The following is a 17,337-nucleotide window of genomic DNA, read 5'->3' as shown; positions in this document are numbered from 1 at the left end:
GCACCCTAGAATGCCCCGATGCGCGATGATCTCTCCCTTCTGCTGAACTCCCTCAACGATGCCCAACGCCAGGCCGTAGCGGCTCCCGTTGGTCGTCAATTGGTCCTGGCCGGTGCCGGCTCAGGCAAGACCCGAGTGCTGGTGCACCGTATCGCCTGGTTGATCCAGGTCGAAAACGCCTCGCCCCACTCGATCCTGTCGGTGACCTTCACCAACAAGGCCGCTGCCGAGATGCGTCACCGCATCGAACAATTGCTGGGAATCAACCCGGCCGGCATGTGGGTTGGCACGTTCCACGGCCTGGCGCACCGCCTGCTGCGGGCGCACTGGCAGGAAGCCGGGCTGAGCCAGACTTTCCAGATTCTCGACAGCGATGACCAGCAACGCCTGGTCAAACGGGTGATCCGCGAGCTGGGGCTGGACGAACAGCGCTGGCCGGCCCGTCAGGCCCAGTGGTTCATCAACGGGCAGAAAGACGAAGGCCTGCGTCCGCAGCACATTCAGGCCAGCGGCGATCTGTACCTGGCCACCATGCGCGGCATCTATGAGGCCTACGAGGCTGCCTGCCAGCGCGCCGGCGTCATCGACTTCTCCGAACTGCTGCTGCGTGCCCTTGACCTGTGGCGCGACCATCCGGGTCTGCTGGCCCACTACCAGAAGCGTTTCCGCCACATTCTGGTGGACGAGTTCCAGGACACCAACGCCGTGCAGTACGCCTGGCTGCGTCTGCTGGGCAAGGGCGGCGACAGCCTGATGGTGGTCGGCGACGACGACCAGTCGATCTACGGCTGGCGCGGCGCGAAAATCGAGAACATTCACCAGTATTCTTCCGACTTCCCGGATTCCGAGACCATCCGTCTGGAGCAGAACTACCGCTCCACCGCCGGCATCCTGAAAGCGGCCAACGCCCTGATCGCCAACAACACCGGGCGTCTGGGCAAGGAGCTGTGGACCGACGGTGGCGACGGCGAAGCGATCAACCTGTACGCCGCGTTCAACGAACACGATGAAGCACGCTACGTTGTCGAAACCATCGAAAGCGCGCTGAAAACCGGCCTGGCTCGCAGCGATATCGCGATTCTCTACCGCTCCAACGCCCAATCTCGCGTATTGGAAGAAGCCTTGCTGCGCGAGCGCATTCCTTACCGCATCTATGGCGGCCAGCGCTTCTTCGAGCGGGCGGAAATCAAGAACGCCATGGCCTACCTGCGTTTGCTGGAAGGTCGCGGCAACGATGCGGCGCTGGAACGGGTCATCAACGTCCCGGCTCGTGGTATCGGCGAGAAGACCGTCGAAGCCATTCGTGAGCATGCGCGCCACAGCGATGTGTCGATGTGGGAAGCCATGCGCCAACTGGTGGCCAATAAAGGTCTGACCGGTCGTGCGGCCGGCGCCCTCGGCGCGTTTATCGAGCTGATCGAGAACCTCGCCGCCAAGTGCGCCGAGATGCCGTTGCACCTGATGACCCAGACCGTCATCGAGCAATCCGGGCTGATCGCCTACCACGAAGCGGAAAAAGGCGAGAAAGGCCAGGCCCGGGTGGAAAACCTTGAGGAACTGGTCAGCGCCGCGCGCAACTTCGAGAACACCGAAGAAGACGAAGACCTGACGCCGCTGGCGGCGTTCCTCGGCCACGCGTCGCTGGAAGCCGGTGACACTCAGGCTGACGAGCACGAAGACAGCATTCAGTTGATGACCCTGCACAGTGCCAAGGGCCTGGAATTCCCTTACGTGTTCCTGGTGGGCATGGAAGAAGGCCTGTTCCCACACAAGATGAGCCTGGAAGAACCGGGACGTCTTGAAGAAGAACGTCGTCTGGCTTACGTCGGCATCACCCGGGCCATGCAGAACCTGGTGATGACCTACGCTGAAACCCGACGCCTGTACGGCAGCGAAACCTACAACAAGGTGTCGCGATTCGTACGGGAAGTGCCGAAGGGTCTGATCCAGGAAGTGCGCCTGTCGAACAGCGTCAGCCGACCGTTCGGCGGCAACCAGTCGATGAGCGGCAGCAACCTGTTCAGCGGCAGCGAGATCCCGGATACCGGCCTGAGCCTCGGCCAGGCTGTGCGGCACTCGATCTTTGGCGACGGCGTGATCCTCAACTTCGAGGGCGCCGGGGCTCAGGCCCGGGTGCAGGTGAACTTCAGCGAAGGCAGCAAGTGGCTGATGCTGGGTTACGCGAAGCTGGAAGCCATTTAAGGCCGCCAGCTGTTGCTCATCGTTCCCTCGCTCTGCCGGGGAACGATCAAACATCCTGAAAGGTACGAGACATGGGCTCTGGCTTCTTTTCCTCCTGGACTTTCTGGGCCCTGCTCTCGGCCACCTTCGCCGCGCTGACGGCGATCTTCGCCAAGGTCGGCATCGAAAACGTCAACTCCGACTTCGCTACCCTGCTGCGCACCATCGTGGTGCTCGTCAGCCTGGCCTTGATTTTGTACGCCACGGGCCAATATCAGTCCCTGGGATCGATCTCTGCCAAAAGCTACCTGTTCCTGCTGTTGTCGGGGCTGGGTACCGGGGCTTCCTGGCTGTGCTACTTCCGGGCATTGAAAGTCGGACCTGCCTCGCTGGTCGCTCCGGTGGACAAGCTCAGTGTGGTGCTGGTGGCGGTGCTCGGCGTGATTCTGCTGGGCGAAAAACTCGACCTGCGCCAGTGGGGCGGCATCGGTCTGATCACCGCAGGCGTGGTGATGTTGGCGTTTCGTCGCTGATCCATTTCCCACTGAACCTACATCCTTTTCCTACAGACAAAAGTACATAGCCTTATTGCCTGGATCGAGCTGAACGTAACCTGTCAGGCAAAAGCCCGAAACACTCTCTCGCTAGCCAGTGACACTTCAGCTGTGCAACATGGCGCGCGTGTCTCCACAAACGGGAATTCCCTTTATGAAACGTTTTCTTAGCATCGCCATGGCGTTGTGCATCGGCCTGACGATGAGCCTCGACGCCAACGCCAAGCGCTTCGGTGGTGGCAAAAGCGCCGGCGCTGCGCCGACGCACCAGACCAGCCAGATGGCTCCTTCTTCCCCAGGCATGGGCGGCGCGGCTGCGACCGCTGGTGCTGCCGGTGCCGCGGGCGCTGCTGCCAAGGCTGGCGGCGCTTCGAAGTGGCTCGGCCCTCTGGCCGGCATCGCTGCCGGTGGCCTGCTCGCCTCCATGTTCATGGGCGGCGGCTTCCAGGGCATGCAGATCTTCGACATCCTGATCATGGCCGTGATCGCGTTCGTGATCTTCCGCTTCATCGCCGCTCGTCGTCGCAAGCAGCAGGAGCAGTTCGCTCCGGCCGGTGCGCCGATGCAGCGTGAAGTGTTCGAGCAGAAACCTGCCGCCATGGGTTCGATCTTCGGTGGTTCGGCCGCTCCGGCTGCCGCCCGTCCGGTGATCAACGCACCGGCCTGGTTCAACGAGCAGCGCTTCCTCGAAGCCGCCCGCAGCCACTTCCAGGCGCTGCAGCAGCACTGGGACGCCAACGAAATGGACAAGATCGCCGAGTTCGTGACCCCGCAAATGCTCGACTTCCTCAAGCGTGAGCGAGCGGATCTGGGCGACGGCTTCCAGTCCACCTACATCGACAATCTTCAGGTGCAACTGGATGGCGTGGATGACCGTGCGGACAAGACCATCGCGACCCTGACCTTCACCGGCGTGTCGAAAACCTCGCGTTTCGACCAGGGCGAAGTGTTCAGCGAAAGCTGGAACATGGAACGTCCACAGGGCGATAACCAGCCTTGGCTGGTAGCCGGTATCCGCCAGAACGGCTGATCACCTCCGACGTTTTACCCGCAGCAATAAAAACCCCGGCCTCGGCCGGGGTTTTCTATTTCGCGGTTGCATCTATAGCGAGCTACTGTATAAACCGGCCCATATAAACCGCGCCATTCAAGCAAGAGGATCCCGGACGTGGAAGAAATCATCGAACAACTGCGCGAAGCCAACGAACCCGTGCCGGTTCCCCTGGAGTTGCCCGACGAAGACCAGTTGGTGGAGGTCGAAGAAGAACTCTTCATCAACATCCCGTTCGTCTTCAAAGAATTTCTGCTGACCGTCAGCGACGTGGTTTACGGCAGCCTGGAGCCGGTGACCGTCACCGACCCGCAGTCCCACACCTATCTGCCGGACGTAGCGGCCAATGCCTGGGACGCCGGTGTGCCGCGCGACCTGATCCCGATCTGCCAGGACGGCGACAACTACTACTGCGTCGAAGAAGACGGCACCGTGGTGCTGTGGTCCGGCGAAGAAGAGCTGATCACCGAAGAGTCCTGGGAGTCGGTCTGGCACTGGGCACGGGACGTCTGGCTGGAGAGCTGATCCGCCAGCGCCCCACCGGGTCAATGCCCCGACGACTCCTTGTGATTGTCGAGGGTCTCAAGCAAGGCTACCTGCATCCGCGTGTGTACCCGGATGAACCAGCGCCAGAGCAGCGCCGCCACGGCGGCCGCGACCACGGCGACCAGCACCAGCAACTTGTTGGTCGGCAGGATACTGGCCGACAAGGCTGCCAGCAGCAGGAAAATCACCAGCAGCGAGAGGATCGGGATCACTTCGGCGATCACCCGGCGCACTCGCTGTGTGTGACGCCCCGCCATCTCCGGCTTCACGCCCATCTCCGCCAGCAGCATCGACAGCGCCTTGAGCTTGCGATAGGCCGCGATCAGGAACGGCAGCGACAACAGCAACGCCCCACCCCAGATCAACGCCTTCTGCCAGCTCGGATCGCTGATCCAGTCCTGCAGCCACGTCGAGAGTCGCCCGGCAAAGAACGCGCCGGCAAAGAAGATCGCAATCACCAGCGCCAGATTGACCCCGACCTGCAGCAGAATCCGCCGGATCATCGACGCCAGCATCGCGCCCTCGCCCTGCGGCTGAATGCTGCGCAGCCATTCGCCATACATCCCGAACACCCGACCCAGGCGCTGCGGCATGGCGGCGGACAGCTTGATCGACAGCGGATCGGCGGCGCGGATCAGGTATGGCGTCAGCAACGTGGTGATGACCGAGACGGCCACAGCCACCGGATAGAGGAAGTTGCTGGTCACCTGCAGCGTCATGCCCAGCGCAGCGATGATGAAGGAGAACTCGCCAATCTGCGAAAGACCCATCCCGACCCGCAGTGAGGTGCGTCCGTCATTGCCGGCGATAAAGGCACCGAGGCCGCAGGACAACATCTTGCCCAGCACCACGGCGACGGTGATCACCGCAATCGGCCACGCGTATTGCAGAAGGATCATCGGATCGAGCATCAGGCCAATGGCAACGAAGAAGATCGCACTGAACAGGTCGCGAACCGGCTCGATCAGGCGCTCGATCTTCAGCAATTGCCGCGACTCGGCCATGATCGCGCCGATCAAAAATGCGCCAAGCACCATGCTGTACTCAAGCTTGACCACCAGCAGGCAGAAGCCGAAACACAGGCCCAGCACGGTGATCAGCAGCATCTCGTTGCTTTCGAACTTCGCCACATAGGCCAGCAATCGCGGTACCAGCAGAATGCCGATGACCAGCGCGACGATCATGAAGAGCGACAGCTTGCCGACCGTGGAAAACACTTCGCCGGAGCTGACCGTGCCGCTGACGGCGATGCTTGAAAGCAGCGCAATGATGCCGATGCCGAGAATGTCCTCGACGATCAGCACGCCGAAGATCAACTGGGCGAAGCGCTCGTTCTTCATCTTCAGATCGTTGAGCGCCTTGACGATGATGGTGGTCGAGGAAATCGCCAGAATCGCGCCGAGGAACAGCGAATCCATGGTGTTCCAGTCAAACCAGCGGCCGATTTCGTAGCCGATCCAGATCATCAGGATTATTTCCAGGAACGCCGCGATAAACGCCGTGGCGCCGACCTTGAACAGCTTGCGCAGGCTGAACTCCAGGCCCAGGCAGAACATCAGGAAAATCACCCCCAACTCGGCGAGGGTCTTGATGGTTTCTTCGTCGTGGATCAGGCCGAACGGCGGGGTGTGCGGGCCGATGATGAAACCGGCGACGATATAGCCGAGCACCACCGGCTGCTTGAAGCGGTGAAACAGCACGGTCACCACACCTGCGACCAACATGATCACTGCCAGATCCTGAATAAAGCTGATGGCATGCATGGCGTGGGCTCCTTGAATGACGATGCTCGCGGCAGGCGTCTGAAAACGTCTGGGCGAGCTGAGTAAAAATCCGCTTTAGGTGTAGGAATCGCCCTTGGGGTGGGCTTTTGCAGGGTAACACCGCGACTTCCGGCTGAAAGGCGGTGCAATATATGGAAACAGATCGATCAGGGCGTGACGGCGGCCAGTTGCCCGGCGTCCCGATAACGGTGGTTTTGAAAAGCGACCAGGCACCCGCAGAGGTGCTTCTTCCAGCAACCCTGCCTTGACCCGTGAGAACGTTATGGAACCCGGAAACGCCCAGCTGTCGATGACGGTACTGATGACCCCCGACATGGCCAACTTCTCTGGCAATGTCCACGGCGGCACCCTGCTCAAATACCTCGACGAAGTGGCCTACGCCTGCGCGAGCCGCTATGCCGGCCGCTACGTGGTGACTCTGTCGGTGGATCAGGTGATTTTCCGCGAGCCGATCCACGTCGGCGAACTGGTGACCTTCCTGGCATCGGTCAACTACACCGGCAACACCTCGATGGAAGTCGGCATCAAAGTGGTGACCGAGAACATCCGCGAGCGCTCGGTGCGCCATACCAACAGCTGCTTCTTCACCATGGTTGCCGTGGACGATCAGCGCAAACCGGCCGCCGTGCCTCCGCTGCAACCGCAGAACAGTGAAGACAAGCGCCGCTATATGCAGGCCCAGCAGCGCCGGCAGATTCGCCAGGAGCTGGAAAAGCGCTATCAGGAAATCAAGGGCGACGCCTGAGATTTGTAGCGATCTGACGACCGCTATCGCGAGCAGGCTCGCTCCCACAGTTGATGTTTTCTCTGTGGGAGCGAGCCTGCTCGCAATTGAAGCCGACGCGTATCAGAGGCTGATCGCCGTTGCCTCGAACTTCACTCGCGGATGCGCAATCCGGTCCTGCGCCCGCACTAGTTGCAGCTCGTAACTGGCACAGGCCTGGGTTTCCAGCAGCACCTCATGCACCGCCGCTGCGGTGAATTCAAACGCCGCCACCAGACTGTCGCCGAGCAGCACTCGCGCCAGGAACAGGCCGGACGTCAAATCGCCTACTCCGACCGGCTGCCGTGGGAACGCCAGCAGCGGACGCCGCAGATGCCAACTGCCCTCGGCAGTCACCAGCAACATCTCGAAGCCATCCGCTGGTTTCCCCGGGTAATCCAGATGCTTGACCAGCACCGCTTTCGGCCCACGCGCCAGCAGCGCCCGCGCCATCGCCAGGCAATCGAACAGCGACTGCGGCTTGCGCCCCGAGAAGCTGTCCAGTTCGAGCTGGTTCGGGCACATGAAGTCCGCCACCGCCGCCGCTTCGTCGAGCAGGAAGTCGCTGACTTCGGCCGGCACGCTGCAACCCTTCTCCGGATGCCCCATCACCGGATCGCACAGATACAGGGCTTTCGGATTGACCGCCTTGATCCGCTCGATGCCACTGAGAATTGCCCGGCCCTGGGCCGCACTGCCGAGGTAGCCGGACAGCACCGCGTCGCAATTGCCCAGCTCACCGATGGCGGCGATGCCCTCGACCAGTTCCGGGATCCGCTGCGGCGCCAGCACTTCTCCGGCCCACTGGCCGTACTGAGTGTGGTTGGAGAACTGCACGGTGTTGAGCGGCCAGACATTGACCCCGACCCGCTGCATCGGAAAAACCGCAGCGCTGTTGCCGGCATGGCCGAACACCACATGGGACTGGATGGCGAGCAGATGAGGCGTACGTTTCATTCGGGTTTTTCCGTAAAACGATTGAAATTCAAGCCGCGCAGTATGCGACGAAACACAGTCTGTACGACAGACCGGCGACGCAGTTAAGCTGACGCCAACTTTTGGAGTTACTTGTTGATGCTGACCCTGGAAAACATTTTCGTGCTGATGCTGTTCGCCGTTGCTGGCGCGTGGCTTTGGCACAACCACGGCCTGCGTGAGCGGGCGCTGGAACGGGTCAAGCAGCATTGTGTGAATGTCGGCGTCGAATTGCTTGACGGCAACGTGGCGCTAAAGAAGATCGGTCTTATCAAGGATGCCAGCGGGCGTCGACGTCTGGCCCGGGTCTACAACTTCGAGTTCACCGTGACCGGCGAAACCCGTCACAACGGCACCATCACCCAGTTCGGCCCCCATAGCGCGCAGATCGAACTGGCGCCCTACCCGGCACCGTTCGACGACACCCCGCCTGTGGTGGAAGTGGCCAGGCCGAGCGCGCAAGTCATCGAACTGAGCCAGTGGCGCCAGGAACACACCAAGTGGAAGCCTTGAGTCAGGCCGCTTGAATCCGACAGCCGGCCAATCCTGCCTGCAAATCATCGATTACTTGCAATTGGTCGAATATCAGCTCGATCCGCGAATCCTTGCGCCATTCGCTGGGCTGCCAGTCCAGCTTGGCGCTATCCAGGGCATTGGCTGATTCCCAGCCAGTCTGACTGTGGATAACCAGCTTTGCCCGGCGCCAGTTCAGGGATTCCAGCCACTGAGTGATGCGCGTCAGGTCAAACGTCTGGCTTGGGTGCCAGCGCCAGCCGATGCTCCAGCCGCCTTCCTGCGCCTGACTCAGGCAAATCGGCGAAGCCGGATCGCTCCAGATGGCCGGCATCTGCGCCAGCCCCTTGGGCGCAATCAACTTATCCACACCCGCTTGCGCTTGCGCTGTCGCACCCGGCAATTCGCTCAGGGGCAACGATGCCTGCTGCGTCCAGATCAGCCTGACGGACGGCAACTGACGGGCAATCTGCTCTCGCCGGGACTCATCGATGGTTTCTGCTTTGTTCAACACCAGCAGACCGGCATTCGGAATCGCCTCCCGCTGCGCTGGCGGTAGCGCATTACCCGCCGCCAATGCCTGGGCGTCCAGAACCAGCACGCAGGGCTGAACCGCGAGAACACCTTGCCATGGCGCTTCGCTCAGTTGTTGCAGCAACTGTGCCGGATGCCCCAATCCGGAAGGCTCGATGAACAGGCGATCCGGCCGGGCCTTGCGCAATAAACGTCCCAGCCCGATCTGAAACGGCGCACCGTTCACACAACACAAACAGCCCCCGGCCACTTCGCCCAGTGCGATACCATCAGCGTCCCGGGTCAGCAGCGCTGCGTCGAGGCCGATCTGGCCAAACTCGTTGATCAGCACCGCCCAGCGCTCACCGGCCGGTCGTTGCGCCATGAGCTGGCGAATCAGGCTGGTCTTGCCGGCGCCCAAGGGGCCTGCGATGACGTGGGTAGGAATGCTCTGCAACATGATCAAGGTTTTCTGGAGGTCAGGAATGCGGTGGATGAGATGGACGTTGCTGTTGGCGCTGGTCTCGGGCGAGGCGCTGGCCAAGGCCTGCGTGGTGCACAGCCAGGCAGAACGCCTCGACGTGAAGGTCTGCCAGCAGAACCGCAACATCCCGGAGAAACTGTTCAACGACGGCTTCTGCCAACCCACGCTGGCAGGGCAAAAAGTCGACGTGCAGTACGTCGATCAGTGCCCTGCCGGGGCGTTTGGCGTGTGCAGCAACGCACAGGTCGCCAATATGCCTTATCGCCAGGATATCCACTATTACGGCGTAGCCACCGATGCGGCGTATTTGAAGCCGTACTGCGAGAGCCAGAGCCAGGGCACCTGGCTCAAGCCTTGAGGCGTCAGCCGAGCCAGTCGAGGGTCAGCATCAGACGCCGTTCGCCCGGCGCCGGTTGTGGAGAGCGATGGATCAGCCCGAAGCCTTCGTTGCCGTGCCACTTCTCCCCTTTGAGCAGCGCCACTTCACCGCTGACCAGTTGCTGAATCCGCGATTTTTCCTGCGGCTCGGCCAGCGGTTTTCCCAGTTGCTGACGATCCATTTCCCCCTCCCTCAGCCACTCGCTACCAATGCCGGCGTAGGTGGTGATCAGTCGTACGGGCACATGATCGACGTGAAAACGCGGGCACATCGCCTTGTCCAGCACCCGCAAGCGCAGGCCGATCCGCCGTGCTCCGAGCAGGCAGGCGAAGGCGCTGACCAGCCATTTCAGGTCGGCGATAAAACCTTCGTAGCCTTCCAGATCGCGGAATCCGCTGGCCAGTCCCGTCAGGTCTGGTTCGGCGTCTTCGTCGTGTAATTCGAGGCTCAGCGCTTCGGCATAAGGCTCGTTGAGTGACAGCAACAACTTCGCAAAATCGGCGACATGCAGCGGTAGTTGCCGCTGCCAGACAGCGAGGTTTATTTCATCTTCCAGGATGCTCGCCAGCGCTTGCGGGGTCGGGCCGAGGACTTGATGACGTGTTTTGCTTTGCAGCGGTTTAAGGGCAAGCATCACGCGGCCTCGTCATGCCAGGGGCCGAACGGATCAGCCAGCAATCGCCAGCCTTCGACACCGAGCGCCATCTCGGCATCGGTGAGCAGGCAGTCGTCGAGGGCGGACTTGAGTTGTGCGAAATCGATGTTCTGGCCAATAAACACCAGCTCCTGGCGGCAGTCTCCTACGCTCACGGTCCAGTTTTCCATGATCGCAGCGGTGCTTTCCTGATCCTGTGGCCATTGATTCTTCGGCACAAAACGCCACCAGCGCCCGGCGAAACCGTGGCGCATCAAACCGCCCGCCTGGGACCAACTGCCGGCATCCGTGGGTTTGCTCGCGAGCCAGAAGAAGCCTTTCGAGCGCAGCAGTTTGCCGTTCACCCAGGGTCGATCGATGAAGTCGAAAAAACGCTGAGGGTGAAAGGGTCGGCGCGCGCGGTAAGCCGTGGACGCGATGCCGTATTCCTCGGTTTCCGGCACGTGTTCGCCACGCAACTCCTGAAGCCAGCCCGGGGCTGTCGCAGCCCTGTCGAAGTCGAAACGGTGGGTGTTGAGGATCTTCTCCAGCGGAACTTCGCCCATCACCATCGGGATAATCTCGGCGTTCGCGTTGAGCCGCTTGAGGATCGCCATCAGCTCTTCCCGTTCTCGGCTGCTGATCAGATCGATCTTGCTGATCAACAGAACGTCGGCGAACTCGATCTGTTCGATCAACAGATCGGTGATCGAGCGCTCATCTTCTTCACCAAGGATTTCGCCACGGGAAGCCAGACTTTCGGCAGCCTGGAAATCAGGCAGGAAATTCAGGCCGTCGACTACAGTGACCATGGTGTCGAGGCGAGCGATGTCCGCGAGGCTTTGGCCCTGCTCATCGCGGAAGGTGAAGGTCTCGGCAATCGGCAGTGGCTCGGAAATCCCGGTGGATTCGATGAGCAGATAATCGAATCGGCCTTCCCGGGACAGTTTGGCGACTTCTTCCAGAAGGTCTTCGCGTAACGTACAGCAGATACAGCCGTTGCTCATTTCCACGAGTTTTTCTTCTGCGCGGTTCAGGTCGACATCACGCTGAACTTCGCTGCCATCAATGTTGATTTCGCTCATATCATTGACGATCACCGCCACACGCAAATCGTCTCTGTTACGTAGTACGTAATTCAAAAGTGTACTTTTTCCGGCGCCGAGAAAGCCGGATAAAACGGTCACGGGAAGCGGGGAAGACATGGGGTAAACCTCATCAAACGGTAGCTAAACGCAAGAAACGCTCTCGGCGGCAGGCGTTCTTGGGCTTCTATGAGACAGTCAGAGAAGCAGACGCTTGAAAACAGGAGCCACGGAAAGCCCGATCTAATTTATGTTATAGTATAACAATATTAAAGATCCACTTTCTTCTTGCCGGAAACGACAAAGGGCCGGAAGCTGGAAACACTTTGCCGTCGAGTGATCTCATGAAAACTGCGCTGAAATGCTCACTCTTTGGCCTCGCCTTGCTGACCTTCGATGCATGGGCACAAGTCCCGGGGCTCGCCACCTGCACGCGCAGCGCCAACCTGCTGGCGTGCGTGGATGCCAATGGCAACGCCTATAGCGTCAACACCACCGGCAAGACGATTTACCTGCGGGGCTTCGAGAAGATCGGCCAACGTTATTGGGCGCAAACCAACAGCATTTACGGACAGCTGACGTTCTTCACGGGAATCGCCTCCGACGGCGAGGCCTGGGTCGGTTACAACCGCCGGGTGGGCTGGACAACGATCAACCGTTTCTCCAGCTCCGGCGGAAGCACCGGGAAGTTCACTTGCAGCCGACTCACGGGCTGCTAGACACGCGCTTGTTGCTGCCCCTGCTGCCAGGCGATGTAGCTGTCAGCCGGTGGATTTTTCTGGAAATAGCGCTGCAATCCTTCAAACAATCCGTCAGCAACCGCCTGCTGATGGCGTGCAGTGACCAATCGCTGACTGTCCCGTGCGTTGGAAATGAACCCGGTTTCCACCAGAATCGACGGCACATCGGGTGACTTCAGCACCGCAAATCCTGCTTGCTCCACACGCTTTTGATGCAACGTGGTGATGCCCGCCAGACTTCCCAGGACCGTGCTGCCCAGCTGCAAACTGGCGGCGATGGTGGCATTCATCGACATATCGAGGATCACCCCGGCAAGCATCGGGTCCTTGTCCTTCAGATTCAGCAAGCTGGTTGCACCGAGCAGATCCGCGCCGTTTTCCCGTTGCGCCATGAAGCGTGCAGTGGCTGAAGTCGCGCCACCTTCAGACAGGCAATACACCGAGGCGCCCGAAGCGGTCAGACGCGGCGCAGCATCTGCGTGCACCGAAATGAACATGTCGGCCTTGTGCTGGCGGGCAATATCGACTCGCTTGCGAAGCGGCACGAAGAAATCGTCATTGCGTACAAGCTTCACATCGAAGCCTTTTTCCCGTTTCAAGCGACGTGCGAGCAGCTGTGAAATCGAGAGCACAACATCCTTCTCACGCTCGCCTTTGGCACCCACTGCACCGGGATCTTTACCGCCATGACCAGGGTCGACCACGACAATAATGTCTCGTTTTGGATGATTGGTTTTCCCCGGTGTTTCACGTGGAACGCTTTGCGTTGCCACTTTTGAATCGCTTAAAAGATCCAGAACCAGGCGATGTCCTTGTCCATCCTGAGGCGCCAGCAGGAAGGTATTGAGCTGAACCGGGCGATTCAAATCCAGAACGATTCGGGTATCACCCTTCCCAAAATGTCCGGAACGGATGCTGCGAATAACAGTTTCGCCAAGCGCCAATTGACTGAAATCACCACTCAAACTGGCACCACTCAGATCGATGATCAGACGATCCGGTGCACTCAACGTAAACGTCTTGTAGCTCACTGGCCCGCTCAAATCGAAGACCAACCGAAGCTTGTCATCCGACCGCCAGAGGCGTGCATTGCGGATTTGTGTGGCGCTGACACTGAAAGGAAAAGCCAACGCAGCGCTGGCCAACATCAGGTTAAGCAAATGGCGTCTGTGCATATGAAAGCCCGTTCATGAAAAAGGCATCGTGATTTGAATTGTTATAATGTAACATCAAATTCAATCAACACGATGGTACTGAACATGAATGCGCTGACGCTGCCGGATATCGCCGCGCAAGCCGCCCGCCAAGCCTTGCCGCTTGATTGGGTGGGAATGCGTGGTATCGCTCTGCCTGTCTTTATAGAGGGCCAACGCCTGGCTGCAAAAGCCGATGCGGGTGTCAGTCTGGATGACGGCGAAGCCCGTGGGATTCATATGTCACGGCTATACCTCGCGCTGGAAATGCTGGAACAGCAAAACCTCACTCCCGCACTCTTGCAGCAGGTTTTGCAGCGTTTTCTCGACAGCCACGAAGGCCTGGCTAACTCCGCCTATTTGAATATCCATACCGATTTGCTGCTCAGAAGACCCGCACTGGTCAGCCCATTGGCAGGATGGAAAACCTATCCGGTGACCATTGCAGCCACTCTGAAAAACACAGTGTTCCACGTGGAACTCAAAATCGAAGTGGCTTATTCCTCGACCTGCCCGTGCTCTGCCGCGCTGGCGAGGCAATTGATCCAGCAGCAATTCGTCGATGATTTCGCCAACAAGCCGCTGCAACATGCCGAGGTTCTGGCCTGGCTAGGCTCGACTCAAGGGATCATCGCAACTCCCCACAGCCAGCGCAGCACCGCACAACTGCATCTTCACCTGGATGAATTCGTCGATGGTTTACCGCTGACCTCGACCATCAACGACGCCGAAGCTGCCCTCGGCACAGCCGTACAAACCGCTGTGAAACGCGCAGACGAACAAGCCTTCGCCCTCGCCAATGGCCAGAACCTGATGTTCTGCGAAGACGCCGCTCGCCGTCTGAACCTGGCACTGCGCCGCTCACCCGGCATTCGCGAATTCCACCTGCGGGTGATCCATGCCGAAAGCCTCCACGCCCACGATGCAGTCGCTGAAAGTCATTGGCGCCGGGAGACCACATGATCCGCCTGCAGTCTTTGAGTTGGGGCGCCCCCGGCCAACCGCTCACGCCACCGCTTAGCCTTCAACTGGAACGCGGTAGCCTGACCGCCATTATCGGCGTGAACGGCAGCGGCAAAAGCAGCCTGCTGAAAGTTATCGCCGGACTACAGAGGCCTTTGGCCGGCGCTGTCGCATTAGGCGTCCCTCGCCAAAGCGGTTTGTCATTCCTCCCCCAGCAACAGCACCTGGATCGACAATTCCCGATCAGCCTTCAGGAACTGGTCGCCGCCGGTTTCTGGGGACGTCGACTTTCGACCCAGCTGCGCGCGCAACGGCTGACTCAGGCGCTTGAAGACTGGCACTTGAGCGGCCTGGAACAGCGCCCGTTGATGGCCCTCTCCGGCGGAGAACTGCAACGTGCCCTGCTCGCTCGACTGAGTCTGGCCGACACGCCTTTGCTGCTGCTCGACGAACCCCATGCCGCCCTCGATGAACTGGGTCAGGCATTGCTCTGGCAACACCTGCACACCTGGCATGCGCAAGGACGGACGCTGGTGATGGTTTGCCACGACCTCGCTGCCGTCCGCCAACACACTCCACAAACGCTGCTGATCAAAAACAATGGCTGTGTGTTCGGCCCCAGTGCCGAACTGATCCAGCAAACACCCAACGTGCAGGTGGCCTGATGCTCAGCGCTGCGCATTTCTGGCAACCGTTCCTTGAGTTCCTTTTCATGCGCCGGGCGCTGCTCGGCGGTTTGCTGCTGGCGTGCAGTACTGCGCCATTAGGCGTGTTCCTGATCCTGCGACGCATGAGCCTGATCGGCGACGCCGTCGCCCACGGCATCCTTCCCGGAGCCGCACTCGGTTTCTGGTTTGCCGGCTTGAGTCTTCCCGCGCTGACCCTCGGCGGCCTCGGCGCCGGCCTGAGCATGGCCGGACTCGCCGCATGGATCACCCGCCGAACCGGCCTGCGCGAGGACGCCAGTCTCGCCGCGATCTACCCGATCTCCCTGGCCAGTGGCGTGCTGATTCTGGGCATCGCCGGCAAACGGCTCGACCTGCTCCACTTGCTGTTCGGTTCAGCACTGGCCGTCGACGGGCCGACCCTCAATGGCATGTTGGGCGTTTCGCTGCTGAGCCTGATGGCCATGGTACTGATCTATCGCCCGCTCCTGCTCGACACCCTCGATCCACTGTTCCTGCGCACCGTCAGCCGACTCGGCCCGATCGCCCATGGGGTATTTCTGACTCTGGTGGTGCTCAACCTGGTCATCGGTTTTCAGGCCATCGGCGCGCTGATGGTGGTCGGACTGATGATGCTGCCCGCCGCCGCTTCACGTTTCTGGAGCCGGCGCCTGCCGATCCTGATCGCCATCGCTGCCGTGATCGGTTGCCTTTCGGTATGGCTCGGTCTGTTGCTGTCGTTCTACTACTCGCTGCCCAGTGGTCCGGCCATCGTGCTGGTCGCAGGCATCGGTTACCTGTTGTCCGTCGTGCTCGGGCCGGTTCATGGCCTGCTGCGCCGCCCGCCTTTGCTCACATCCCAATGAGGTGTTTCCCGATGCGCGCTCTACTTGTGTTGTTCAGCCTGATGCTGTCGATGTCATTGTCGGCGGCGGAGAAACTGCCGGTGGTCACGAGTTTCAGCATCCTTGCCGACATGGTGCATCAGGTCGGCGGCGAGCATATCCAGATCACCAACATGGTCGGCCCGGACACCGACGCCCACACCTACGAACCGACGCCCGACGATGCCAAGGCACTTCTGAAAGCGAAACTGATCGTGAAAAACGGGCTGGGTTTTGAACCCTGGCTGGATCGACTGGTGACCAGCACCGACACCAAAGCCACCGTCATCAGCGCCAGCCACGGAGTGATTCCCCGCTCTCTGGATGAAGACGGCGAGACCGTTCCCGATCCTCACGCCTGGCACAACCTGGCCAACACCGAGCTGTATGTCGCCAATATCACCAAGGCACTGATCGCCGCCGACCCGGCGAACAAAGCCGACTACGAACGCAACAGCAAAGCCTACCTGAAACAGATCTACGCCCTCCTCGCCGAAGCCAAGGCCAAGCTCGGTTCGCTGCCGCCGGGCAATCGCAAGATCGTCACCAGCCACGATGCCTTCGGTTATCTGGGGCAAGCCTACGGAATCGATTTCATGGCACCGCAAGGTCTGTCCACCGAACGCGAACCTTCCGCCGCTGAAGTTGCTGCACTGATCACCCAGATCCGTCAGGCCAAGGTCAAAGCGGTGTTCATGGAAAACATCAAGGACGCACGCCTGCTCAAACAGATCGCCGACGAAAGCGGCGCGCACATCGGCGGCACGCTGTACTCCGACGCGCTCGCCGCTTCGGGTCCGGCCAGCACCTTCACCGGCCTGTTCGAATACAACCTCAACACTCTTTACGACGCCCTGAGCCAACCATGATCCGCAAAAATCCTTCCGGCGATCTGCCACAAATTGCCGAGTCTGCCTACGTCGATAAAACCGCGATCATCTGCGGCAAAGTAGTGATCGGCGAAAACGTGTTTGTCGGCCCCTACGCGGTCATCCGCGCCGATGAAGTGGACGCCTCGGGTGAGATGGAGCCGATCACCATCGGCGCCAATTCGAACATCCAGGACGGCGTGGTGATCCACTCCAAGTCCGGCGCGGCGGTGACCATCGGCGAGTTCAGCTCCATCGCCCACCGCTCGATCGTGCATGGCCCCTGCAAGGTCGGCGACCGAGTGTTCATCGGCTTCAACAGCGTGCTGTTCAATTGCGTGGTCGGCAACGGTTGCGTGGTGCGGCACAACTCGGTGGTCGATGGCCGGGATTTGCCGGACGCGTTCTACGTGCCCTCCACCACCCGCATCGGGCCGAACACCGATCTGTCGCAATTCCCGCCGGTGAGTGTCAGCGCTTCGGAGTTTTCCGAAGACGTGGCGCGCACCAACGTCGATCTGGTGCGCGGCTACAAAGCCCTGCAGAACGAGTTCTGAACCC

At 60.3% G+C, this 17,337-nt stretch carries 19 protein-coding genes; 13 read left to right on the top strand and 6 right to left on the bottom strand.

Going from position 1 to position 17,337, the window contains the following annotated elements; translation table 11 throughout:
- Positions 1 to 18 precede the first annotated feature (18 nt).
- From uvrD to ACKLNA_RS08230, 4 genes are all read left to right on the top strand, one after another.
- Positions 19 to 2,202 (top strand): DNA helicase II, encoded by a 2,184-nt coding sequence (uvrD, locus tag ACKLNA_RS08245; protein WP_114886442.1) that lies wholly within the window; start codon positions 19 to 21, stop codon positions 2,200 to 2,202.
- Between the two features lie 71 nt (positions 2,203 to 2,273).
- A complete protein-coding gene (locus ACKLNA_RS08240; RefSeq protein WP_016984014.1) occupies positions 2,274 to 2,714 on the top strand; it encodes an EamA family transporter in 441 nt (146 codons plus the stop codon).
- 175 nt (positions 2,715 to 2,889) lie between these two features.
- Positions 2,890 to 3,765 carry a Tim44 domain-containing protein gene (locus ACKLNA_RS08235; protein ID WP_408985595.1) on the top strand — a complete coding sequence of 292 codons (876 nt, stop codon included), beginning with the start codon at positions 2,890 to 2,892 and terminating at the stop codon, positions 3,763 to 3,765.
- A 138-nt stretch (positions 3,766 to 3,903) separates the two neighbouring features.
- Entirely contained in the window at positions 3,904 to 4,311 is a 408-nt protein-coding gene (locus ACKLNA_RS08230) for an SMI1/KNR4 family protein (RefSeq protein WP_007995855.1), read from the top strand.
- A gap of 20 nt (positions 4,312 to 4,331) precedes the next feature.
- Here ACKLNA_RS08230 and ACKLNA_RS08225 read toward each other — a convergent pair whose 3' ends face one another.
- On the bottom strand, positions 4,332 to 6,095 hold the full coding sequence (locus tag ACKLNA_RS08225; RefSeq protein WP_085708788.1) for a cation:proton antiporter: 1,764 nt from the start codon (positions 6,093 to 6,095) through the stop codon (positions 4,332 to 4,334).
- Between the two features lie 283 nt (positions 6,096 to 6,378).
- On the opposite strand from ACKLNA_RS08225, the gene ACKLNA_RS08220 reads away from it, so the two are divergent.
- Positions 6,379 to 6,861, top strand: coding sequence for an acyl-CoA thioesterase (locus ACKLNA_RS08220; protein WP_003229693.1), 483 nt, complete (start codon positions 6,379 to 6,381; stop codon positions 6,859 to 6,861).
- A 102-nt stretch (positions 6,862 to 6,963) separates the two neighbouring features.
- On the opposite strand, the gene pdxY is transcribed toward ACKLNA_RS08220, so the two are convergent.
- Positions 6,964 to 7,836, bottom strand: a complete 873-nt coding sequence (gene pdxY / locus ACKLNA_RS08215) for a pyridoxal kinase PdxY (protein WP_085708787.1) — start codon at positions 7,834 to 7,836, stop codon at positions 6,964 to 6,966.
- A 117-nt stretch (positions 7,837 to 7,953) separates the two neighbouring features.
- Between pdxY and ACKLNA_RS08210 the strand changes: the two genes are divergently transcribed.
- Entirely contained in the window at positions 7,954 to 8,367 is a 414-nt protein-coding gene (locus ACKLNA_RS08210) for a DUF3301 domain-containing protein (protein ID WP_085708786.1), read from the top strand.
- Position 8,368: 1 nt separating this feature from the next.
- On the opposite strand, the gene ACKLNA_RS08205 is transcribed toward ACKLNA_RS08210, so the two are convergent.
- Entirely contained in the window at positions 8,369 to 9,340 is a 972-nt protein-coding gene (locus ACKLNA_RS08205) for a CobW family GTP-binding protein (RefSeq protein ID WP_408985594.1), read from the bottom strand.
- Between the two features lie 25 nt (positions 9,341 to 9,365).
- On the opposite strand from ACKLNA_RS08205, the gene ACKLNA_RS08200 reads away from it, so the two are divergent.
- Positions 9,366 to 9,722: an NADH:ubiquinone oxidoreductase gene (locus ACKLNA_RS08200; protein ID WP_408985593.1), complete on the top strand. Its 357-nt coding sequence runs from the start codon at positions 9,366 to 9,368 to the stop codon at positions 9,720 to 9,722.
- Positions 9,723 to 9,726: 4 nt separating this feature from the next.
- Here ACKLNA_RS08200 and ACKLNA_RS08195 read toward each other — a convergent pair whose 3' ends face one another.
- Together ACKLNA_RS08195 and zigA are read right to left on the bottom strand one after the other, a co-directional pair.
- Positions 9,727 to 10,377, bottom strand: a complete 651-nt coding sequence (locus ACKLNA_RS08195) for a DUF1826 domain-containing protein (RefSeq protein WP_408985592.1) — start codon at positions 10,375 to 10,377, stop codon at positions 9,727 to 9,729.
- The gene (zigA, locus tag ACKLNA_RS08190; protein WP_408985591.1) at positions 10,377 to 11,582 is read right to left on the bottom strand and encodes a zinc metallochaperone GTPase ZigA; all 1,206 of its coding nucleotides are present in this window, start codon (positions 11,580 to 11,582) and stop codon (positions 10,377 to 10,379) included. Before zigA ends, ACKLNA_RS08195 begins: the two co-directional genes overlap by 1 nt.
- Before the next feature lie 224 nt (positions 11,583 to 11,806).
- On the opposite strand from zigA, the gene ACKLNA_RS08185 reads away from it, so the two are divergent.
- Positions 11,807 to 12,181 carry a glutamine synthetase gene (locus ACKLNA_RS08185; protein ID WP_408985590.1) on the top strand — a complete coding sequence of 125 codons (375 nt, stop codon included), beginning with the start codon at positions 11,807 to 11,809 and terminating at the stop codon, positions 12,179 to 12,181.
- On the opposite strand, the gene ACKLNA_RS08180 is transcribed toward ACKLNA_RS08185, so the two are convergent.
- A complete protein-coding gene (locus ACKLNA_RS08180) occupies positions 12,178 to 13,377 on the bottom strand; it encodes an N-acetylmuramoyl-L-alanine amidase (RefSeq protein WP_408985589.1) in 1,200 nt (399 codons plus the stop codon). The two genes, ACKLNA_RS08185 and ACKLNA_RS08180, sit on opposite strands and share 4 nt — an antisense overlap.
- An 84-nt stretch (positions 13,378 to 13,461) precedes the next feature.
- On the opposite strand from ACKLNA_RS08180, the gene folE2 reads away from it, so the two are divergent.
- From folE2 to ACKLNA_RS08155, 5 genes are read left to right on the top strand one after another with little or no spacing between them, the layout of a single operon-like run.
- Entirely contained in the window at positions 13,462 to 14,358 is an 897-nt protein-coding gene (gene folE2, locus ACKLNA_RS08175; protein ID WP_408985588.1) for a GTP cyclohydrolase FolE2, read from the top strand.
- Positions 14,355 to 15,023 carry a metal ABC transporter ATP-binding protein gene (locus tag ACKLNA_RS08170; RefSeq protein ID WP_408985587.1) on the top strand — a complete coding sequence of 223 codons (669 nt, stop codon included), beginning with the start codon at positions 14,355 to 14,357 and terminating at the stop codon, positions 15,021 to 15,023. Before folE2 ends, ACKLNA_RS08170 begins: the two co-directional genes overlap by 4 nt.
- The gene (locus ACKLNA_RS08165) at positions 15,023 to 15,889 is read left to right on the top strand and encodes a metal ABC transporter permease (RefSeq protein ID WP_408985586.1); all 867 of its coding nucleotides are present in this window, start codon (positions 15,023 to 15,025) and stop codon (positions 15,887 to 15,889) included. Before ACKLNA_RS08170 ends, ACKLNA_RS08165 begins: the two co-directional genes overlap by 1 nt.
- Positions 15,890 to 15,900: 11 nt before the next feature.
- Positions 15,901 to 16,776 (top strand): metal ABC transporter substrate-binding protein, encoded by an 876-nt coding sequence (locus ACKLNA_RS08160; protein WP_408985585.1) that lies wholly within the window; start codon positions 15,901 to 15,903, stop codon positions 16,774 to 16,776.
- Positions 16,773 to 17,333, top strand: coding sequence for a carbonate dehydratase (locus ACKLNA_RS08155; protein WP_096817088.1), 561 nt, complete (start codon positions 16,773 to 16,775; stop codon positions 17,331 to 17,333). The genes ACKLNA_RS08160 and ACKLNA_RS08155 overlap by 4 nt, the downstream gene beginning before the upstream one ends.
- Positions 17,334 to 17,337: the final 4 nt, after the last annotated feature.

This window comes from Pseudomonas sp. UV AK001 (genome assembly GCF_046097675.1).
GTDB classification, from domain to species: Bacteria; Pseudomonadota; Gammaproteobacteria; order Pseudomonadales; family Pseudomonadaceae; genus Aquipseudomonas; species Aquipseudomonas kribbensis.
Note: the sequence above shows the minus strand (reverse complement) of the source record. Positions and strands in the feature narration are given on the sequence as shown.